General features: G+C 39.9%; 16 protein-coding genes and 1 pseudogene. 7 read left to right on the top strand and 10 right to left on the bottom strand.

Going from position 1 to position 20639, the window contains the following annotated elements:
* Positions 1-113 precede the first annotated feature (113 nt).
* From R2H34_RS14730 to glyQ, 3 genes are all read right to left on the bottom strand, one after another.
* Positions 114-539 carry a hypothetical protein gene (locus tag R2H34_RS14730; protein ID WP_087539570.1) on the bottom strand — a complete coding sequence of 142 codons (426 nt, stop codon included), beginning with the start codon at positions 537-539 and terminating at the stop codon, positions 114-116.
* Positions 540-613: 74 nt separating this feature from the next.
* Positions 614-2683: a glycine--tRNA ligase subunit beta gene (gene glyS / locus R2H34_RS14725; protein ID WP_087539569.1), complete on the bottom strand. Its 2070-nt coding sequence runs from the start codon at positions 2681-2683 to the stop codon at positions 614-616.
* The gene (gene glyQ / locus R2H34_RS14720; RefSeq protein WP_004964427.1) at positions 2683-3672 is read right to left on the bottom strand and encodes a glycine--tRNA ligase subunit alpha; all 990 of its coding nucleotides are present in this window, start codon (positions 3670-3672) and stop codon (positions 2683-2685) included. Before glyQ ends, glyS begins: the two co-directional genes overlap by 1 nt.
* 301 nt (positions 3673-3973) lie before the next feature.
* On the opposite strand from glyQ, the gene R2H34_RS14715 reads away from it, so the two are divergent.
* Together R2H34_RS14715 and R2H34_RS14710 are read left to right on the top strand one after the other, a co-directional pair.
* Entirely contained in the window at positions 3974-5236 is a 1263-nt protein-coding gene (locus R2H34_RS14715) for a putative DNA modification/repair radical SAM protein (protein ID WP_004964424.1), read from the top strand.
* Positions 5237-5238: 2 nt separating this feature from the next.
* Complete coding sequence (locus tag R2H34_RS14710) at positions 5239-6033, top strand: TIGR03915 family putative DNA repair protein (RefSeq protein ID WP_004964421.1); 795 nt, start codon at positions 5239-5241, stop codon at positions 6031-6033.
* Positions 6034-6085: 52 nt separating this feature from the next.
* Here the strand turns inward: R2H34_RS14710 and R2H34_RS14705 are convergent, their stop codons facing one another.
* Both R2H34_RS14705 and R2H34_RS14700 read right to left on the bottom strand, forming a co-directional pair.
* Positions 6086-7501, bottom strand: coding sequence for an SLC13 family permease (locus R2H34_RS14705; RefSeq protein ID WP_004909459.1), 1416 nt, complete (start codon positions 7499-7501; stop codon positions 6086-6088).
* A gap of 113 nt (positions 7502-7614) precedes the next feature.
* On the bottom strand, positions 7615-8367 hold the full coding sequence (locus R2H34_RS14700) for a sulfite exporter TauE/SafE family protein (protein WP_151722949.1): 753 nt from the start codon (positions 8365-8367) through the stop codon (positions 7615-7617).
* 196 nt (positions 8368-8563) lie between these two features.
* On the opposite strand from R2H34_RS14700, the gene R2H34_RS14695 reads away from it, so the two are divergent.
* Positions 8564-9673, top strand: coding sequence for an HPP family protein (locus R2H34_RS14695; RefSeq protein WP_039047486.1), 1110 nt, complete (start codon positions 8564-8566; stop codon positions 9671-9673).
* Between the two features lie 64 nt (positions 9674-9737).
* Here the strand turns inward: R2H34_RS14695 and R2H34_RS14690 are convergent, their stop codons facing one another.
* Entirely contained in the window at positions 9738-10007 is a 270-nt protein-coding gene (locus tag R2H34_RS14690; protein WP_004760601.1) for a PspC domain-containing protein, read from the bottom strand.
* Positions 10008-10350: 343 nt separating this feature from the next.
* Between R2H34_RS14690 and R2H34_RS14685 the strand changes: the two genes are divergently transcribed.
* Positions 10351-11019 carry a hypothetical protein gene (locus R2H34_RS14685; protein WP_318342319.1) on the top strand — a complete coding sequence of 223 codons (669 nt, stop codon included), beginning with the start codon at positions 10351-10353 and terminating at the stop codon, positions 11017-11019.
* A 54-nt stretch (positions 11020-11073) separates the two neighbouring features.
* Here the strand turns inward: R2H34_RS14685 and R2H34_RS14680 are convergent, their stop codons facing one another.
* Positions 11074-12897, bottom strand: a complete 1824-nt coding sequence (locus R2H34_RS14680; protein WP_004909455.1) for an acyl-CoA dehydrogenase C-terminal domain-containing protein — start codon at positions 12895-12897, stop codon at positions 11074-11076.
* A gap of 239 nt (positions 12898-13136) precedes the next feature.
* On the opposite strand from R2H34_RS14680, the gene R2H34_RS14675 reads away from it, so the two are divergent.
* Positions 13137-15458 carry a hypothetical protein gene (locus R2H34_RS14675; RefSeq protein ID WP_004964405.1) on the top strand — a complete coding sequence of 774 codons (2322 nt, stop codon included), beginning with the start codon at positions 13137-13139 and terminating at the stop codon, positions 15456-15458.
* Positions 15459-15506: 48 nt separating this feature from the next.
* On the opposite strand, the gene aroE is transcribed toward R2H34_RS14675, so the two are convergent.
* A complete protein-coding gene (aroE, locus tag R2H34_RS14670) occupies positions 15507-16295 on the bottom strand; it encodes a shikimate dehydrogenase (RefSeq protein WP_004964402.1) in 789 nt (262 codons plus the stop codon).
* A 217-nt stretch (positions 16296-16512) separates the two neighbouring features.
* On the opposite strand from aroE, the pseudogene R2H34_RS14665 reads away from it, so the two are divergent.
* A pseudogene (locus tag R2H34_RS14665) lies at positions 16513-16653 on the top strand (histidine phosphatase family protein); the annotation flags it as partial.
* A gap of 58 nt (positions 16654-16711) precedes the next feature.
* Here R2H34_RS14665 and hemF read toward each other — a convergent pair.
* The gene (gene hemF / locus R2H34_RS14660; protein WP_004951723.1) at positions 16712-17653 is read right to left on the bottom strand and encodes an oxygen-dependent coproporphyrinogen oxidase; all 942 of its coding nucleotides are present in this window, start codon (positions 17651-17653) and stop codon (positions 16712-16714) included.
* Between the two features lie 131 nt (positions 17654-17784).
* Positions 17785-18387, bottom strand: a complete 603-nt coding sequence (ribA, locus tag R2H34_RS14655; RefSeq protein ID WP_026057390.1) for a GTP cyclohydrolase II — start codon at positions 18385-18387, stop codon at positions 17785-17787.
* A 306-nt stretch (positions 18388-18693) separates the two neighbouring features.
* Between ribA and dxs the strand changes: the two genes are divergently transcribed.
* A complete protein-coding gene (gene dxs, locus R2H34_RS14650) occupies positions 18694-20589 on the top strand; it encodes a 1-deoxy-D-xylulose-5-phosphate synthase (RefSeq protein ID WP_151760307.1) in 1896 nt (631 codons plus the stop codon).
* The last annotated feature ends 50 nt before the right edge of the window (positions 20590-20639 follow it).

Genomic DNA, 20639 nt, shown 5'->3' with positions numbered 1-20639 from the left:
CACAATTACTAGTTTGGAATTAATCATAAAAACTGTATCAATACGGGAGTAGTTTTTTGATTTAGATGTCCAATATTTAATAAAGCTAAGGCCTCTTTCATCTAATTTTTAATTTATATACAGCTTACTAATTGATTTGGAAAGAATCCACGGACTTTTTTAAATTCAGATTGTACTTCTTGTGCATGAGGATTTAATTTTTGATTTGAATGGACATATTCTAAAAACTGGCCTTGATTCTCGGGGAGCATGGCTAAGCCACCATCAGTGTAATTATATTCTGTCCGCTGAGCTTGTTTTAGTCCTGATGCATTAAAATGCCAAAGGTAAATAATTTTTCCAGTCTCACCATAAAGTGTGATCGATATTGTACAGATATTCTTTTTCCGTTTGAGTATAGCAATGCTTCCTTCGGGAGCATCGTAACCATTGGGGTAATTTACTGCAGCAAGAGTATGTGATTGCTTTGATAGAGCTAAACAGGTGGTAGGATAGATTATGAGTGAGAACATCATAGCGCAAATTTTTGTTTGCATCATTAATAACCACCTAACTAAATAAACCCCGCTATTGTATAGCGGGGTTTATTTGAAAGATCAAGAACTATAAATACTTAACCCTGCAGCACACTTACATCCGCAATTGCCGTGAACAAATCACGCAACTGAGCCAATAAACGTAAACGGTTGGCTTTTAATTCAGCATCATCAGCCATGACCATCACGCCTTCAAAGAAGGCATCAATTGGCGCACGAAGTGCGGCCAGCTTAGACAACGCTTCAGTATAGTTACGTGCAGCAAGTAAAGGCTGAACTACTGGTGTCAATGTTTGAAGTTCTGCATAAAGCGCTTTTTCAGCAGCTTCAACGAGATTCGCTTCAACCACAGCACCTTCAGGTGTTGCTTCTTTCGCAAGAATATTGGCAACACGCTTATTAGCCGCAGCTAATGCAGCCGCTTCTGGTAAAGTACGGAAATGATTGACCGCAGTCACACGCTTATCAAAATCAAGAGGAGATTTTGGAGCAAGTGCTTGAACCGCTTGAATCACATCAACTGCTACGCCTTGGTCTTCATACTTAGCACGGTAACGACCTTCAAGGAACGCAACGGCATCCGCACGCGTCTTGTCATGATCTTTAACCACGTCACCATAACCTTGAAGCGCAAAGTTAACTAGTTCTTCAATCGTGACATCGAGTTCATTTTCAATGATCAAACGTAAGATACCGATTGCAGAACGACGTAATGCAAATGGGTCTTTAGAACCTGTTGGCGCTTGACCAATACCAAAAATACCAACCAGCGTGTCTAAACGATCTGCAAGCGCAATCGTTCTGCCTGTCTTGGTTTGTGGTAATACGTCACCCGCAAACTTAGGTAAGTATTGCTCACCTAAAGCTTCAGCAACTTCATGATTCTCACCCTCAAGGCGAGCATAATAAGTTCCTGCAATCCCTTGAAGTTCTGGGAATTCACCCACAAGTTCAGAGGTTAAGTCACATTTCGCCAGTAAAGCTGCTTTCTCAGCATCAGCAACATTTGCCCCCGTAATTGGAGACAATGCCACCGCTAATTTAGCAATACGTTCTGATTTATTCCAAAGCGTACCCAATTGTGCTTGGAATACCATATTTGCGAGTTTTTCTTTACGAGATGCAAGCGGTTGCTTTTGATCTTGTAGGAAGAAGAATTCTGCATCCGACAAACGAGGGCGTACAACTTTTTCATTGCCTTCAATAATTTGAATCGGATCTTTCGACTCAATATTTGAAATAGTAATGAAGTAAGGCTGTAATTTACCTTCAGCATTGATCAAACAGAAATACTTTTGGTTGTCCTGCATGGTTGTAATCAATGCTTCTTGAGGAACAGCTAAATAACGCTCTTCAAAAGTTGCACGTAATGCAACAGGCCATTCAACCAAGCTGGTGACTTCATCAAGTAAGTCTGCTGGGACAATCGCAGTTGCATTAACTTCATCAGCTAACTTTTTCACTTGATCTTGAATGGTTGCTTGACGCTTTTCAAAGTTCGCAACAACGTAAGCTTTTTCTAAAGCAGCAAGGTAGTCATTTGCATGCGCCAAAGTCACGGCTTCAGGTGCATGGAAACGGTGACCATAAGTCACATTACCTGCTTTATGATCTTGAATGGTTGCTTCAACCACTTGATCATCTTTCAGCAATACCACCCATTTTACTGGACGCACGAATTCAGTACGACTTGCAGCAGAACGCATACGTTTTGCGATTGGTAAGTTGTCTAATGCAGTTTGTAAAATTTGTGGCAGTAAAGCATCAAGGCTTTGACCTTTCACATCTTTCAAAAAGCAAACTTTTTCAACTTTGCCTGCTTGGAACGTCGAAAGCTGATCAACCGTGATGCCTTGACCACGCATAAAGCCTTCAAGTGCTTTAGTTGGTTTGCCTTCTGCATCATAAGCGGCTTGAACAGCAGGGCCGTCAAAACGTTTTTGTGTGTCTGCTTGAGCAGCATCAATATCAACAATTTTGAGCGCTAAACGACGTGGTGCAGCATAAGCTTCGATCGCAGCAAAATTTAAGCCTGCATCTTTTAAGCCTTTTTCCGTTTCAGCTTTTAAGGCATCACGTAAAGTTTTTAAGCTTTTTGGTGGAAGTTCTTCACAGCCAAGTTCGAATAAAACAGTATGCTTTGTCATTATTTATTCTCCTTCGCTTTTTCAGCTTGGGCTGCTTCTGCTTCAACTTGTGCTTTTAACTGTGCTAATACTTCATCACGTAAATGTGGTTCTGCCATTGGGAAACCGAGTTTCGCGCGCGCAGCCACATAACTTTGAGCGATTGAACGCGCTAAGGTACGAACACGTAAAATATAACGTTGACGCTCAGTCACGGAAATCGCACCACGCGCATCTAATAAGTTAAAGCTATGCGATGCTTTAATCACTTGCTCATAAGCAGGAAGTGGAAGTTCAGCATCCATTAAACGAGCTGCTTCAGCTTCATAGAAATCGAATAATTCAAATAATTTATCGACTGGCGCATATTCGAAGTTATAGGTCGATTGTTCCACTTCATTTTGATGGAATACATCACCGTAAGTGACTGTACCGAATTGACCTTTGGTCCAAACAAGATCGTAAACTGAGTCTACACCTTGAAGGTACATTGCAAGACGTTCTAAACCGTATGTGATTTCACCAGTAACAGGGTAGCATTCAACACCACCGACTTGCTGGAAGTAAGTGAACTGAGTCACTTCCATACCATTTAACCAAACTTCCCAACCTAAGCCCCAAGCGCCTAGTGTTGGAGATTCCCAGTTGTCTTCTACGAAGCGAATATCGTGGGTCAGTGTATCGATGCCGATCGCTTTTAACGAATCAAGATAAAGCTGTTGGATATTGTCTGGGTTTGGCTTAAGTACCACTTGGAACTGATAATAGTGTTGTAAGCGGTTTGGGTTCTCACCATAACGACCATCTTTCGGGCGGCGTGAAGGTTGAACATAAGCCGCGTTCCAAGTTTCTGGACCTAATGCGCGTAAGAAAGTTGCAGTGTGGAATGTCCCTGCACCCATTTCCATATCATATGGTTGTAATACGACGCAGCCTTGCTCCGCCCAATAGTTTTGTAGGGCAAGAATTAAGCCCTGAAATGTATCAATATGCGATATAGCACGACTCATGGTGCATCCACTGGAATCAAACAAAAATTGTGGTTAAGTATAAGGATTTTCGGGTGCAGTGCAAAGGATTCAAGCGTTTCAGCGACAAGTTCTGATAATAAATTATTTAAACGCTTTTGTTTAATTTTCGAGTTAATTCAAAACGGACCCAATAGCCGACATATTTTCCCAGTTGGCAAAGTTCTGAATGGAAGACCATTCACATAAACGTCACCTCATGACGCATAACATCTTTACCAATCTTAATTTTCAAATCATGAAATGTTAGCTTTGAAATGATGTTGTCACTGAGGTGTTTGCTATGTCTGATCGCATTCGTGAAAAATTACAAATTCTTGCGGACGCAGCTAAATATGATGTGTCCTGTTCCTCTAGTGGTAGTGACCGTAAAAATAAAGACAAAGGTTTAGGTGATGCCAGTCGGGCAGGGATTTGCCATAGCTATACCGAAGATGGGCGCTGTGTTTCATTGCTGAAAATCTTGTTCAGTAATGTCTGTATTTTTGATTGTGCTTATTGTGTGTCACGCCGTTCTAATGATGTCAAACGTGCTGCATTTACCGTACAAGAAGTGGTTGATCTGACCATTAATTTTTATCGTCGTAATTATATAGAGGGATTATTCCTTAGCTCAGGTATTTTTAAATCCGCAGACTATACGATGGAGCGGATGCTTCAAGTGGTGAAAAAACTACGTCTAGAGGAAAATTTTAATGGCTATATTCATCTCAAAACTATTCCTGGAGCATCGCCTGAGCTGATTCATGAAGCAGGACTTTATGCTGACCGTATGAGCATCAATTTAGAAATGCCAACTGAGATCGGATTAAAAGCGTTTGCTCCTGAAAAATCCCATCAAGAAGTACAAAAAGACTTAGGCTTAGTGCGTGATCGACTAATTCAACTCAAAGATGAACGTCAAATTATTAAGCATGTTCCAAAATATGTACCCGCAGGGCAGACCACGCAAATGGTGGTTGGTGCGCATCAAGAAACCGATCAAGATGTGTTGGTAATGGCAGATCGACATTACAAGGAGTTTAAACTGAAACGGGTGTATTTCTCAGGTTATATTCCAATCAACACAGAAAATAATTATCTTCCTGCTGTCGGTTCAGCACCACCTTTGTTGCGTGAAAATCGTCTTTATCAAAGTGATTGGTTGATGCGTTTTTATGGTTTTGAAGTCAATGAAATCGTCAATGAAAAATACCCACATCTTGATTTAGATGTAGACCCCAAACTGAGTTGGGCGTTGCGTCATCCTGAGCAGTTTCCAGTGGATTTAAATCGTGCTGACTATCGCATGATCCTTCGTGTACCAGGCATCGGAGTGAAGTCAGCTAAGAAAATCGTGCAAGCGCGTCGTTTTGGCAAGATACATACTGATTTATTGAAACAACTCGGTGTGGCATATTCACGTGCCCAGTTTTTTATTCGTTGTGAAGACAGTCCAAGGTTTCAAAAGGAACTTTCTACGACTGATATTCGTCAGCAAATATTAACGCAGGGTTCATCCAAGTACGTCAAACAACTGTCACCTCAGTTGAGTTTAGGATTCTAAACATGCTCAGTGATGGTGTGGTTTATTACTATTTTGATGGCTCTATGGTCGGTTTACTCAACTGCGTATTTCGTGCTTTTCAATTTAAAGAATTCCACGTGCAATTGTGTTTAAACCAAGGCGCACAGCATGGTTTATTTGCCACGGTAGTTGAAATTCCAAATCACGAGCAACATGCAGCACGTGTTTGGTCAGCCTTAAAGCAGAAATTGTCGCATTCATCTTTGAGACAATTTTATTTTGCCTATTTATCTGAATCTTTGGATGCCTATCAGCATTTATTTAATTACTGTATCTATGTCTTTCGACATCAACATTCAGTTGAGAAGAATTATTCGCATCCTAGTGTTTTAGCGATATCGCAATGGACGAAAAAGGTCGGGCGAGAAAAGCATCGTATGGAAGCTTTTGTGCGGTTTAAGAAAACCACAGATGGTTTATTTTTAAGTTTAGTTCGACCTGATTTTAATGTATTACCTTTGATACAGCCGCATTTTAAGCGTCGTTATCAAGATCAACGTTGGTTGATTTATGACGAACAACGCAAATATGGATTGTATTATGACTTACACGAGATTCATGAGGTGTCTTTAGATGCTCATCAGATTGACCGTAATATTGAAAATGGGGCCAGTCAAAACTTTCAATTAGAATTAGATGAACAAGAAGAATTATATGATCAGCTTTGGAAAGATTATTTCAATAGTATCAATATTAAAGAGCGTCAGAATGTGAAATTGCATGTGCAATATTTGCCTAAACGCTATTGGCGTTATTTGAATGAAAAATACGTTTGATCTTCTCTCTTATTTAAAGCGATAAAAAAAGCGCCGAAGCGCTTTTTTATATTTAGAGGAAAAACCAGTAAACAAATATTGAAACCAGTGCGATACATAAAATATTGAGGATAAAGCCAATTCGCATCATTTCACTTTGTTGAATATGCCCTGTACCAAATACAATCGCATTCGGTGGTGTTGCGACAGGGAGCATAAACGCACATGAAGCCCCGATTCCGATGACAACCACAAGAATTTCTTTTGGAATTCCCATTTGATCAGCGATTGCTGCAAATACTGGAACCAGCAGAGCAGCTGAGGCTGTATTACTGGTAAATTCAGTTAAGAAAATAATAAATGCAGCTACAATCACGATGACTAGGAATGGTGAGGCATCACCAAATGCATTTGCCAGAGTTTGCCCAAGTACCAAAGAAGAACCAGAGTCTTTTAAAACGGCACTTAAAGTTAAGCCACCACCAAATAGCATTAATACGCCCCAGTCCGTATTGTCTGCAATATCTTTCCAAGTGGCGATTCCTAAGATCACGACCATACAGGCTGCGAGTACTGCAATCCATGTATCAGGTTGAGTAATTCCAAACTGTTCGCTGACGCTTTTACCAAAAATCCATGCCAATGCAGTGATAGCGAAAACTAACATGGTTAGAATACGATCACGGTTCCAAGGGATAGTTTCTGTTCTGAATTCCACACGATGATTAAGTTTAGGTCTGAGCACGATATACAAACTAAATAACATCGCAGGGAAAATGATGAGCATCATAGGCAAACCGACTTTCATCCAGTCTGCAAAATCATAGCCTAATGCTTTCGCTGCAATCGCATTGGGTGGTGAGCCAACTAAAGTACCTAAGCCGCCAATACTTGCTGAATAAGCAATACCTAAGAGAATGAATACGAAAGTTTTACGTTCTTTTTGCGCATCAAAATGTGAAAGCAAACCCAATGCAAGTGGAAGCATCATAGCCGCGGTAGCAGTATTTGAAATCCACATCGACAAAACGGCTGTGACCAAACAGATGGCTAAAACAGCTACTCCCAGATGCCCTCTAGACATTGCAATAATCCACATGGCAATTTTTCGATCAAGTTTTTGCACATGCAATGCAGTTGCCAAGGCAAAACCACCAAAAAATAGAAAAATCGTTGGATCAGCAAAAGTACTCAGTGCTTTAGTGGTAGAAATTGCTTCAATCTCACCATCTCCTCCCACACTCGGCATACCGACGAGAACCGCGAGCACAGGGACTAGCAATGCCGTGATGGTGATGTGAATAGCTTCAGTCAGCCACAAAATACCGATAAATAACAACAGACTTAGACCTTTATTGGCATTTTGGTCATAAGGCAAAATTTCATATAAACCGAAAGACAGCAGTGCTGCAATTGCAATAATCACCCAGCCACGGATTAAGCCTTTGGGCATGGCATTGGTGGGTGTTTCGAGGTGAGGAACATTCATAAAATATCCTTATTTGAGTTGTTCTAGTTGCGATAGCGTATACAACTGAATAACCATAAAGTCTCAAAGAACTAGAAGTAAATATTAAGTTCTGCCATCTATGTAAAATCTTTTTAAATCATGTTGATTCCCTGCCACAGTGCATTGGTACCGAGTACAGTCAAAATGACTAAAATAAGGCGTTTGAATTTTTGTTGGGAAATATGAATTCTGATCTTAGAACCAAGATAAATAAAAAATAATGAAAAAAACGTAATTGCACACAATAGATATATCTGTGCCTGATCAAAGGTCAAAAGCGTTGGGTAGAGTATCGAGAACTGGATTAATTTGCTGGCAAGAAAGCTAATGTTGGTAATCATCACGATGTCATTTTTACTGTGCTGTGTACTTAACAAATACATCATCAAAAATGGAGCCATCGCATTGGTTGCGCCTCCAATCACACCTGCAAGCAACCCAAATATGAGCATGTTTTTAATTGAGCGATCTAGGTGCAAAGGTTCCGATCTAAATTGATCTAATACATAGAGCCAAATGACCATCCCTAACAACAGCTTGAGATAACTTTCATCAATATAAAGCAGTAGCATGACGCCAAACAGACTTCCAATCAGGCTACTACCGATAAGACTCCAGTAATTTTTTACATAATATAATAGGGAGATCGGGGCTTTTTCATGCGTCCCTAACACACTTAGGTTCATGATAATACATGGAATAAGTACCATCGCGACGGCAGTCTGTAGAGGGTGAAACAGAGACAATGCTGCTGTACTGATCATCGGAAATCCGAAACCACTCAGACCATGTAGTAATGCTGCTAATGCACACAGCAGCAGTGTTAAAAACTCAGTTTTATACAAAACAGTTCTCTAGCACAGTATTGAATTGATTAATCATCGGTGTTGGTTAATTTATAATATTTGGTAAAAATTGCTTGAATAATAGATTATCAGATTATCTCATATCTTTAAGATGTAACTTGAATACACCTTATTTGGCTTTGCGCGTATACTTGCTTCGTTCGAAAATCAAAACATCCAACCAGCAAGGTGCATTGTGAACTTGACCCAATTAGACTGGATAAATTTACTAAAACCTAATTATAAAGTTCTTCCAGTGAAAGAACGTTTGTTCTCAGGCTTTGGCGCACTGTGTGGTTTGGCGATTTCTTCTTTGATTAGTTGGTATGTATTGGGCGGGATGAATGCCTGGTATATCGCGCCGATGGGTGCATCTTCCGTTTTATTATTTGCAGTTCCAAATAGTCCATTAGCACAGCCTTGGAATGTGGTGGTTGGTAATACTTTAGCGGGATTTATTGGGGTGGCTTGCACCCAGCTTTTACCTGATTTAACCACAGCATTTAGTGTGGCTGTTGGATTGGCTATCTTTATGATGATGACCACAGATTCATTACATCCACCAAGTGGTGCTGTAGCCATTACTGCGGTTTTGGGTGGAGAAGCTGTACATAAGCTCGGCTTTCATTTTATCCTTTACCCTGTATTACTCAACTCAGTTTTATTACTTGTTTTTGCAGTGTTTTTTAATCGACTGATTGGGCGAAATTATCCGACTATGCCTCATCTGAATGAACGCTCCAAAGACCCAACACCTACTCAAAAAGTATCGATTCAACCCAAAGATATCGAATATGCCTTAGAGCAACACACTGAACTATTAGATATCAGCCAATACGATTTAGAGAAAATCATTTTAGAAGCACAAGAGCATGCGAATGAGCGATTAAATCATTCGTTCGTGTGTCAGGATATTATGAGCCGTGATGTAATCAAATTATATGAGAATGACGATATTCATCAGGCTTTGGATAAGTTTAAATCGGTTAATTTAATGAGTTTGCCAGTTGTGAATGATCAAGAGCAATTGGTTGGAACTCTAGCATTGTACGAAGTTGTTGAGTGGTTCAAAGGGGCCACTGATCCGCGAAATTCTTGGCAACATTATGTGAAACAGATCATGAGTCGTCGAGTTGTGAAAGTTGATCCATTACAACCGATTCAAGATCTTGTACCTTATTTTGTTGAAAAATCTTTTAATTATATTCCTGTGGTTGAAGAGCTACGTTTAATTGGAATTATTAGTCGGGCTGATATGATTGCGGCCTTGCATCAGCAAATCAAACAACAATCTTCAGTATTTTGAGCAAAAAAAAGCTACGGTTGTATAGGGGTAAATCCAACCGTAGCGACCAAACTAAAAAATAAGATTAACGTTTGATTCCTTGATCTTCATACACTGTTTTGACAGGTTGGTTGTAACCTTGTACGTGCTCAACTCGATTCGCCTGTCTTTTTGGAATGACTAACCACATGATTAAATACACCAAAATACCTGGGAAAGCGGCGCTCATAATTGAAATAATCACAAAGATTAAACGTAGTAAATTCGCATTCCAACCAAAACGTTCAGCAATACCGCCCATTACACCAGCGATCATGCTTTGTTGGTTTGAGCGATATAAACCAGAATTGGCCATCGAGTTTTTCTCCTTAAATAAATGAAACAACAGGGAAAAATCAAAAAATTGAGATAATGTGCTGTTGTTATATTAGAGATAGGGTCAAATTCATTTTTTTAAAGTTTCTGTAAGCGAGAGAATAGTTACGGTATGTAAAGAATTGATGGAAAAACCGACACTATCGCCTAAAATGCACCGACTTAACGCATCTTGTGATAGCAACCTGCGATTTCAGACTCATCGTTACTTTATTTCTATTCCTTCTGTAGATGTGTAAATGTATATCCTGTTCTTTATGATTTACACGGGGTGGAGAGGTCTTGAATAAAATGAACGATGTTGATGTTAGAGAATGATGAATATGCAGTTTCGGTTATTCTTACAGCCCCTCAGTGTAGGAACTCTATTGGTTTTAGGTTTGACAGCATGTGATGGTCATCATCCTGAACCAGCGATATCACACAGTCAAACCCAGCCTAAACCTGTTGAGGTGGCTGTATCGACTGTGCTTGTAGATGATCAAGCAGTTTCCAGTGAAGGTGTTGCTTTAACTAAAGTAGCAGGTCAGGCAACCATTCCTCATGTTGCATCGAAACATATAGAAAAACCATCACCGCAAGATTTGATCTATGCCGGGCGTTATCATGCGCGTATTCCATGTTCTGATCCTTTTGCTGGATGTGTGAACAATGAAAACGAAGCCGAATATATTATTAATTTACTAGATGATGGATCTGTATTTTGGACCAATACCAGCTTTGGACGTTTGGGCACTGATTCATCACAGAATATTGCCAAAATTGAACAGACCTGTAAGCAGGTTCATTGGCATGTTCATAAAGATCAAAATGAAATCATGATTCGTTGTGATGCAGCGGATGTGAATTTGTACTATCAGATTAATGCGAATCAAGATTTGGTAATGAATTTAGACAAGATTTGGAATGGTGATCACGGACAAAATCGGAAGTTTTTTAACGAATATCCGTTTCCTAAGAAAGCCTATGTTTTTGAAAAAGTAAAATCATGATGAATTTAAATATAAAAAAGAGCGCTTAAGCGCTCTTTTTTTATGCAGTTCCGATTAGTAATCGAAGCTGAAGTGTTCTGGTGCAAGAGAAGTCAATGTACGAGAAGTCGATACCATTGATTCTGCATGACCTTGGGCACGTGGCAATAAACGGTCAAAGTAGAAATCTGCAACTTTGATTTTTGCTTTATAGAATTCTGGAGTTTCAGCACCGTTACCAGCTTCTAATTTTTCAGAAGCGATTACAGCTTGTTGAGCCCAGAAGTAAGCCATCATTACATAACCAGAGAACATCAAGAAATCATTAGAAGCAGAAGATACGATGTCACGGTCTTTACGCGCTGCAAGCATGATGCGAACAGTTAATGTATTCCATTGAGCGCAAAGCTTAGTTAAGTCCCAAGCGAAGCGACGTAAATACTTGTTGCGAGCATGTGCAGCACAGAATTTTAAGATTTCAGCAGTATAGTCACGAACAACTTTACCTTTTGAGCTTAAAAGCACTTTACGACCTAATAAGTCAAGTGCTTGGACACCCGTTGTACCTTCATACAATGTTGAGATACGTGCATCACGTGCGATTTGTTCCATGCCCCATTCTTTGATGAAACCATGACCGCCATATACTTGGATACCATGGTTTGCAGCTTCCAAACCTAATTCAGTCAAGAAACCTTTAAGAATTGGAGTATAGAAACCAAGTTTGTCATCGGCAGCTTCATAAGCAGCTTGATCACCACTTGCCAGCGCATCAGCCATTTTATCTGCAAGTTTGGCAGCGTGATAAATCATTGCACGACCACCTTCAGCTACAGCTTTTTGAGTTAAAAGCATGCGGCGAACGTCTGCGTGGTGAATGATCGCATCAGCAACACGCTCTGGCTCTTTTTTACCAGAAAGTGCACGCATAGACATACGGTCTTTCGCATAAGGTAAAGCACCTTGGAAAGAAAGTTCAGCGTGTGCGATACCTTGAACAGCTGTACCAATACGTGCAGTGTTCATGAAGGTAAACATGGCATGTAAACCTTTGTTGATTTCGCCGATTAAGTAACCAGTTGCGTTATCAAAGTTCAATACAGCAGTTGCTGAAGCACGGATACCCATTTTGTGTTCGATCGAACCACAAGAAACCGTGTTACGCTCACCTACACCACCATCAGCAGTTGGGATGAACTTAGGTACGATGAATAACGAAATACCACGAGTACCAGCAGGTGAATCTGGAAGACGTGCAAGTACGATGTGGATGATATTCTCTGTTAAATCATGCTCACCTGCAGAGATGAAGATTTTTGTACCAGAGATTTTGTAAGTACCGTCAGCAGCAGCTTCTGCTTTAGTTTTTACTTGACCTAAGTCAGTACCACATTGAGGCTCAGTTAAGCACATTGTGCCAGACCAAGTACCTTCAACGAGTTTAGGCATATATGTATTTTTTTGCTCATCAGTACCGAATTGCATGATGGTGTTCATACAACCTGTACTTAAACCAGGATACATCGTGAACGACCAGTTCGCAGTACCCATCATTTCTGATTTGATAAGGTTTAAAGACATTGGTAAGCCTTGGCCACCAAACTCTTCTGGATAAGAAAGACCTTGCCAACCACCCATTACAAATTGGTCGTATGCTTCTTTGAAGCCTTTAGGAGTAGTTACTTCGCCGTTGTTAAAAGTACAACCTTCTTCGTCGCCAGACTGGTTGATTGGAGAAAGTACGTTTTCGCAGTAATCAGCCGCACCTTCAAGAATCATGTCAACTGTATCAGCATCAGCATTTTGACCACTTGTCAAAGTTTGGTAATGTGCTGGATAATCGAACACTTCATTCATTAAGAAGCGAATATCACGGAGCGGGGCTTTATAAGCTGGCATAATCTTAATCCTGTATTTGAATCGTTGTGGATTATCTGTATCAGTACTTTGATTATTCACAGTGGTGATAAAAATACATTGATAAACACTGTGGAAAAGACTGTCAGAAAAGCTAATTAAGGCTAAAAACACTTAGTTGAAAATTCAATTTTCTGCTAAAGTTTTAGACTCGTTTTGAATATGAAAATGATCCATTTAGTAATTGAAAATATAACGATATAAAGGTGTTTGATAAAGCTATGCGTTTAAAATATTTAACATTATGTTTGTTTGGTCTTAGTATTTCAGGTTGTTCTCAGCATGTCATTAAAACCAATTCAAGCTCTTCTAGTTTAGAGCAAAAAGCAATAAATAGCATCAATGCGATGTACGAATATCCGAGCTACGACTATCGGGGGAAATTTAATATTCATGTTGACCTTGATCAGCATAAAGCTGAAGCAGATCAACAGAAAGATGTTTTAGATGCTGCTTTGAAACAAAAGGTTGATCAATATCTGCGCGAGCAAAAAGTCAATTTGGATGCAAAACAAAAACAAGCACTATATAAAGCTTTGGCAGAGCAACCGAAAGGTTTGGGCAATAGCAAGTTTGATAAATTTGCTCGAGTAATGGCTAATATCTTAAATGATATGCAATTTGAGTATGATGGATCTGTGCATTATCGCCAAAAGATAGGCTCGTTTAACCTCACTGCTCGTTATGAAAAGCCAACCTTATTGGTTCAAGCAAAAGTTCCGATGGTTTTGGATTTAAATAACTACAAGTTCTACATCAATTATTTTGCATTGATGCCATACTTGGTGAATAAAGAAAATCAGAACAATTTAGCGTATTTAGATTTTTCAAAATACCAAGGCTTGTTTAAACAAGTCGATTACAAGAAATTTGCAGAATACATCAAAGCATCGAGTGCTATTTACTATCGTTTAGCTGATCCAAACAGTATTCAAGCTTTGTCGGTGAGTTCTGCTGATCAAGCTGCGGGTGTGGTAGAGAAAATTCGTTTAAAAACCACAATTGAAGAGCTGGTTCTGCAAGCGAATCTATATAGCAAAGTGAATGAAAAATACTTAATGCAAAGTATTTTGAAATTTGATGAGCAAAATCTTGAAAAATTGATTTCAGAACAAGACAAAACAGACACTGCTTCAAAGGCTAAACAAAGTGGCACTTTATTAAATTCAAAGACAGCAGCTGATGATGCGAGTGTGGTGAGCCAAGAGTTGTATCGTTTAGTGAATCAACACTTTGGAGTACAAGAGCCAGAGGATGAATATACTGAAGAGGCAGATGCAACCAAAGTCGCAGCAGAGGATGTGGCTCAAGAAGCTGAAGATATTTCAGAAGAGGCTGATGCCGTTGCAGAGTCTGCCACCGCGACAGAACATGTGCTAACAGGCGAGCAATGTACAGCATTACAAAATGCTGCCAAAACAAATTTTGGTGATATTCAGTATTGTCAAACCATGTACGATGTCGATGTTTTGGGTGAGCAGAAAACGCCATCGGGTTTCTTGTCTTATATTGAAAAATTGGTCGCAGTTGAAAAAGAGTTTGTTCAATACGATCAAAATCAATTTATTGATGATCAGGGCTTTAAAGCACTTTGGCTGAAGCATCAAGCAGACATTCAAAAAGCATTACCACCCGTTGAAAAGCGTAATCCTTTCGTGATGGATGTTGGCTTGGATGCACAAGGACGTGCAGTCAAACTTGATTATGACTTGAATTATGCACTGCCTGAGCTGAAGTCGAGTTTTAATATCAAAGCAGATATGCTGGTGACAAATTACGGTAAAGCAACCCCGATTGATCAAGCTCAGTTAAAGCAAGCTAAAACATGGGCGGAAGCGAGTAAGGGTTCTATCCTTGAACAAGCGATCGGCAGTTTCTCTGAAAAATTAGGTCAAACAGGCATTCAAGAGCGCTCAGCACAGCCTTATACATTATCTTTGGATGATCAGCTCAAAGTAATTGCTGAGCAGCGTTACGATGCTACACAGTCATATGAACAAACCTACAAAGCGGTGTTCATTGCTAAATTGGTTGAGAGTAATCCAAGTCTTGCGAAACGTTACACTTCTCAAGAGCTACAAGAAGTCGCAAGTGTCTATGCTTATTGGTTCTCAGATGAAGAGGTATATAGTCCTGAAGGTAAGGCTCTGAAACAGATCGAAAGCTTACAGAAAAAACACCATTTGGAGCAAGAAGATCAGTTTGATGATAAGTTGGGTCAAGCCGTAAATCGTTTAGTGACGGATGCAATGCGTGGTGACCAAGATCGTCAGCAATGGAAAAAGCTAAAAGCTCAATATAAGCAACCACAGCAATTGTTTGCGAAACAATATCAAATCCAGTTTGAACAAACCAATGGTATTTCGAGCGAAGAAAAGAGCTTGTTGGAGCAAACAGCGAATGTGCTGGGGCAAGTATATATAGATGCACGTAAAAATCAGCTTTCTGATAAATCATTGAAGGCATTGAAAATTGAACATAATGAATTTATTGATTATGAAATCTTCAAAGATGTTTATCAGAAAATGATAAGCACAAAATAATTCAGTTAAAAAGAACCTGCATCATGCAGGTTCTTTTTATGGTTTGATTTATAAGAAATCTTTTAATTCAGGTTTCACGCCATTCCAAATAGAGAAAGCTTCAATGGCTTGACCCACTAGCATGCCGAATCCATCTTTAGAAGGCACTTGTCTCATAAGGGCTTGATCAAGGAAACTTGATGGTTTTCCGTATGCCATTTCGTAGGCGTGATGAAAAATAAGTGTTTGGGGTAATTGCAAAGCTTCACCCGTTAAACTTGCCGAAGTCGCATTAATGACGAGGTCAAACTCACCTGTCAGTTGATCTAGGCTGATTGCATGTAGCTCAGTATCGGGCACAGCCGTTTTTAAATCTTCAACTAATTGTTCTGCACGGGCTAATGTACGGTTGGCAATCATAATTTGTTTTGCACCAGCTTGAACCAGAGGATAAATCACACCGCGTGTTGCGCCACCCGCACCCAAAATCAAAATACGGCTATTTGCTAAGTTCCAATTCAAAGCTTGTATCGCCGCAACTAAACCTTGCCCATCGGTATTATCACCATATAGTTGACCGTCTTGCATCCATAAAGTATTGACTGCTTTGGCAATCTTGGCACGTTCAGTGAGTTGGTCACATAACGCAAAAGCCTGCTCTTTAAATGGAACAGTGACATTCATGCCAACACCGTTTTGATCGAAGAACGCTTTAACTGCGGACTCGAAACCATCTAGCGGAGCAAGAATTTTTTTATAATTTAAATCAACGCCTGTTTTTGCTGCAAAAGCATGATGCAATTCTGGTGAGCGGGATTGTTCAATTGGATTTCCAATAACAGCAAATTGTTTCGTCATGAGTCATCAGCTTGATTGCGGTGGTCAAAGTTTATTAAAGATACATGGTGTGCCGCAATATTGATTTACATCTCGCACCATATGACAGGCTGATTTAATTTTCAGAACATGTTCAGATAAGACTGAATTTTGCTGAGATTTATACAAATTATGTTATGAGTATCTTTCTTATTAGACATGCCGAAAGCATTGCAAATATTAATCATCGTAGTGATTGTCACACGGACAGTTTTTACAGTTATTGATTACTTTGATCAAACAGCCTCAAAGTTTGAGTAAGTCTTTAATGCAAAATTTTAGATCAGATTTAATTCATAACCCTATCAAGAACACTGAGATCTTTATATTTAGAACTTAAATGAATGTACAAATAAAATACATCCCTGATTTATAAAAACAGGGATGTAAAGTAGGGATTATTTTGTTAAACCTAACCAATCTCTTGGTTTTAAATAATAATCTGTAAGTCGTTTCTCTGACGAGTCAGCGTCCCATTCTGGACGATACGACCAACCTGCTAGATTCGGTAAACTCACTAGAATTGACTCAATACGCCCACCTGTTTGTAAGCCGAACAAAGTGCCACGGTCATAAACCAAATTATATTCTACATAACGCCCACGACGATAAAGTTGGAACTCACGTTGCGCTTCTGTATAGGGTTGCTCACGATGCTTTTCAAAAATAGGTAAGATCGCCTCTAAGTACCCATTTCCAACGGCTTGCATATATTTAAAACAAGTTTCGAAATCCCACTGATTGAGATCATCAAAGAACAGCCCACCTACGCCACGTTGTTCGTCTCGATGCTTTAAATAAAAATAATCATCACACCATTGTTTATGTTCTGCATAAACATTTTCACCAAAAGGCTTGCATAAGTCATAAGCGGTTTGATGCCAATTTTGAATATCTTGATCATCTGGGTAAAAAGGTGTCAGATCGAAGCCACCACCAAACCACCAAACAGGATCTTGACCTTCAGGTTCGGCTACAAATAAACGAACATTGGCATGTGAGGTTGGAATATTAGGATTTTTAGGATGAATGACTAATGAAACGCCCAAGGCTTGTGCTTTTGCACCAGCAATCTGTGGATGGCGTTCTGTCGCTGAAGCAGGTAGTTTGCTGATGTTAATGTGGGAAAACATCACCCCACCTTTTTCGATTACTTCACCATTTTGTAGAACTCGAGAGCGACCACCACCGCCTTCGGTTCTCTCCCAATCATCAATGATAAACTCAGCGGTTCCACCGCCTGCACGTTCCTGTTGTTCTAAACCTGCGCAAATTCGTGCTTGTAGATCAAGTAAAAATTCACGAACACGTTGAATATCAGCTGAAGTTGGATGCTGCATGATGATCCTCTTGAGGTGATCTATATATTAGTAACATCAAAACATAAAACCATAAAAAAAATAAGGGATTTTTAATCATTCTGATTAAAAATCCCTTGATTGCTTTATTTTTAAACGTTTAAGAACGTGAATCAGAAGTCATCATTTTGATAGAGATGATCCATACGCTCACGTTTGGTCTTTAAATATTGCTCATTGAACGGATTTTTTCCAACAGTAAGTGGTACACGTTCAACAACATTAATACCAAGATCGGTGAGTGCTTTAAGTTTTAGAGGATTGTTAGTAATCAACTTAACCTCTTTGACTTGGAGATGATCGAGCATAATACTGCACATATCATAACGACGTGCATCAGCAGGAAGATTCAACAGAAGATTAGCATCAACAGTATCATGCCCTTGATCTTGAAGTGCATAAGCTCGGATTTTATTGGTCAATCCAATGCCACGACCTTCTTGACGTAAATAAAGGATGACACCTTGACCTGCTTCATTGATCAAATGTTGGGTTGCTTGCAGTTGAGGACCACAGTCACATTTCAGTGAGGCAAAAGCGTCGCCCGTAAGACACTCTGAGTGAATACGAACTAAAACAGGAGTATTTGGTGGAGTTTCTAAACCTTTAGAAAGCGCCACATGTTCTTCACCCGTCTTTGGGTCTTGAAACACGGAAATATTGAAGTCACCGAAAGCAGTTGGTAGCTTTGATGTTGCAATAAATTCAATCGGCACAGATTTATTCACCATTATCAGAAAAACTGTCAAAGTATAGCCTAATGTGTGAAGATTGCGTGAATTAGAATGTCTGATTTTTCACACAAGTTTTTCTTTTTCATACAAAGCACATAATAATAGTTGATAAACAGTGACATAATTCAGGATAATCTGATGGCTATACTGTAAATGTATGCAAGAGAATGTTCAGCACTACATCATTCGCACATGTGGCTGATTGAAGGTGCATCATATTTAATTGTATGATCACCCCCATTTAACCCAGCTTCGGATTTGCCAGGCTTAAAAAGGCTTTGCCACATTATGTTGTATACCGAAATTCCAACTCAACGCCCTGTTACGCCATTGTTGGATGAAATCGATCATCCTGAGCAATTACGTCAGCTCGAGCAAAGCCAACTCCCTCAAGTGGCAGATGAGTTGCGTCAATATATTTTGTATGCAGCAGGACAAAGTGGTGGTCACTTTGGCGCAAATTTAGGTGTGATTGAACTGACAGTTGCTTTGCACTACTGTTTCAATACACCAGATGATCGTTTAGTTTGGGATGTAGGGCATCAAGCATATCCTCACAAAGTCCTGACTGGGCGTCGAGAACGTATTACCACAATTCGTAGTAAAGGTGGTTTAGCTGCATTTCCAGCACGAGATGAATCTGATTTTGATACTTTCGGTGTAGGACATTCTTCAACAGCAATTTCTGCTGGATTAGGGATGGCACTGGCTCGCCGTTATCAGCAAAAGCCTTGCGAAGTTGTTGCGATTATCGGTGATGGTGCAATGACAGCAGGGATGGCTTTTGAAGCCATGAATGATGCTGTTGCACATAATGCTGATCTAATAGTGGTATTGAACGATAATGATATGTCGATCTCATGCAGCACGGGTGGTTTTGCAAAACATCTCGCTGCGATTTGGGAAACTGGTCAATTGGTCAATGTAAATGAACAGGGCGAAGCTTATGTTCAGCCACATCCAAAATGGACATACAATTCGCGTTTGCATCAATCTGCAACAGATGCAGCTGATAACTTATTTAAAGCGATTGGTTTTGACTATTTCGGACCTTTTGATGGGCACAATGTTGAACAACTTGCTCAAGTCTTCCACGCATTAAAAAAACGCAAAGGTCCGCGATTAGTTCACGTTTACACTAAAAAAGGTAAAGGTTTCGCTCCAGCAGAAGCAGATCCGATTACCTATCATGCCATTACTAAGATTACACCTACTGCTTCGGCACCAGTTAAAAAATCACCACCTAAATATTCAGATGTATTTGGACAGTGGTTATGTGACGAAGCTGCACAAGATGCACGTTTATTAGCGATCACACCTGCAATGTGTGAAGGTTCTGGCATGGTGAAGTTTGCACAGCAATACCCTGAACGCTTTTTTGATGTTGCAATTGCTGAACAGCATGCAGTGACTTTAGCAGCGGGTATGGCGTGTGAAGGTTTAAAGCCTGTTGTCGCGATTTATTCAACCTTCTTGCAACGTGGCTACGATCAGTTGATTCATGATGTGGCATTGCAAAATTTAGATGTCACCTTTGGTATTGATCGTGCTGGTTTGGTTGGCGAAGATGGTCCAACGCATGCAGGTGCATACGATTATGCCTATATGCGTACTGTACCTAATATGGTGATTATGGCGCCAAAAGACGAAAATGAATGTCGTCAAATGCTACACACTGCATATCATTATAAAGGTCCAACAGCAGTTCGTTATCCGCGTGGGGCTGGAACAGGTGTAGAAATTCAACAACAAATGACTGCTTTAGAAATTGGTAAAGCTGAAATCGTTGCAGAATTTAATTTGGATGCAGATCAGCAGATCAGTATTTTGGCTTTCGGGAGTCGAGTGGCAGCTTCAGTCGAAGCAGCGCAACAATTTGCGAATAAGTATGCAATTGGTGTGCGTGTGGTAAATATGCGTTTTGTGAAGCCATTGGATGAACAAATGATACGCACACTTGCTGAACGAACTCAGCTTTTCGTAACTGTTGAAGAACATGCCGTGATGGCAGGTGCGGGAAGTGCAGTAAATGAATTCCTCGCACAAGCAAAAATCGTAAAGCCACTCCTCAATTTGGGTTTGCCAGATGAGTTTTTACATCAAGCTACACATCAACAAATGCTCGCCGATTGTGGTTTGGATGCGTATGGGATTTTAGCTTCAATTGAACGTGCTTGGTTTTAGATAAAAAACGGAAATAATTTTTCGTAAACATTTTTCCCCTAAAAGCCCTT

This window comes from Acinetobacter sp. 16 (genome assembly GCF_033439925.1).
In the GTDB taxonomy this organism is placed as follows: domain Bacteria; phylum Pseudomonadota; class Gammaproteobacteria; order Pseudomonadales; family Moraxellaceae; genus Acinetobacter; species Acinetobacter junii.
This window is presented reverse-complemented; position numbering and strand designations above follow the sequence as displayed.

Coding starts and splice junctions, on each gene's coding strand:
- aroE (WP_004964402.1), bottom strand. CDS start 16,295: ATGACGAAACAATTTGCTGTTATTGGAAATCCAATTGAACAATCCCGC.
- R2H34_RS14705 (WP_004909459.1), bottom strand. CDS start 7,501: ATGAATGTTCCTCACCTCGAAACACCCACCAATGCCATGCCCAAAGGC.
- glyQ (WP_004964427.1), bottom strand. CDS start 3,672: ATGAGTCGTGCTATATCGCATATTGATACATTTCAGGGCTTAATTCTT.
- dxs (WP_151760307.1), top strand. CDS start 18,694: ATGTTGTATACCGAAATTCCAACTCAACGCCCTGTTACGCCATTGTTG.
- R2H34_RS14730 (WP_087539570.1), bottom strand. CDS start 539: ATGATGCAAACAAAAATTTGCGCTATGATGTTCTCACTCATAATCTAT.
- R2H34_RS14685 (WP_318342319.1), top strand. CDS start 10,351: ATGCAGTTTCGGTTATTCTTACAGCCCCTCAGTGTAGGAACTCTATTG.
- hemF (WP_004951723.1), bottom strand. CDS start 17,653: ATGCAGCATCCAACTTCAGCTGATATTCAACGTGTTCGTGAATTTTTA.
- R2H34_RS14680 (WP_004909455.1), bottom strand. CDS start 12,897: ATGCCAGCTTATAAAGCCCCGCTCCGTGATATTCGCTTCTTAATGAAT.
- R2H34_RS14675 (WP_004964405.1), top strand. CDS start 13,137: ATGCGTTTAAAATATTTAACATTATGTTTGTTTGGTCTTAGTATTTCA.
- R2H34_RS14715 (WP_004964424.1), top strand. CDS start 3,974: ATGTCTGATCGCATTCGTGAAAAATTACAAATTCTTGCGGACGCAGCT.
- R2H34_RS14690 (WP_004760601.1), bottom strand. CDS start 10,007: ATGGCCAATTCTGGTTTATATCGCTCAAACCAACAAAGCATGATCGCT.
- R2H34_RS14710 (WP_004964421.1), top strand. CDS start 5,239: ATGCTCAGTGATGGTGTGGTTTATTACTATTTTGATGGCTCTATGGTC.
- glyS (WP_087539569.1), bottom strand. CDS start 2,683: ATGACAAAGCATACTGTTTTATTCGAACTTGGCTGTGAAGAACTTCCA.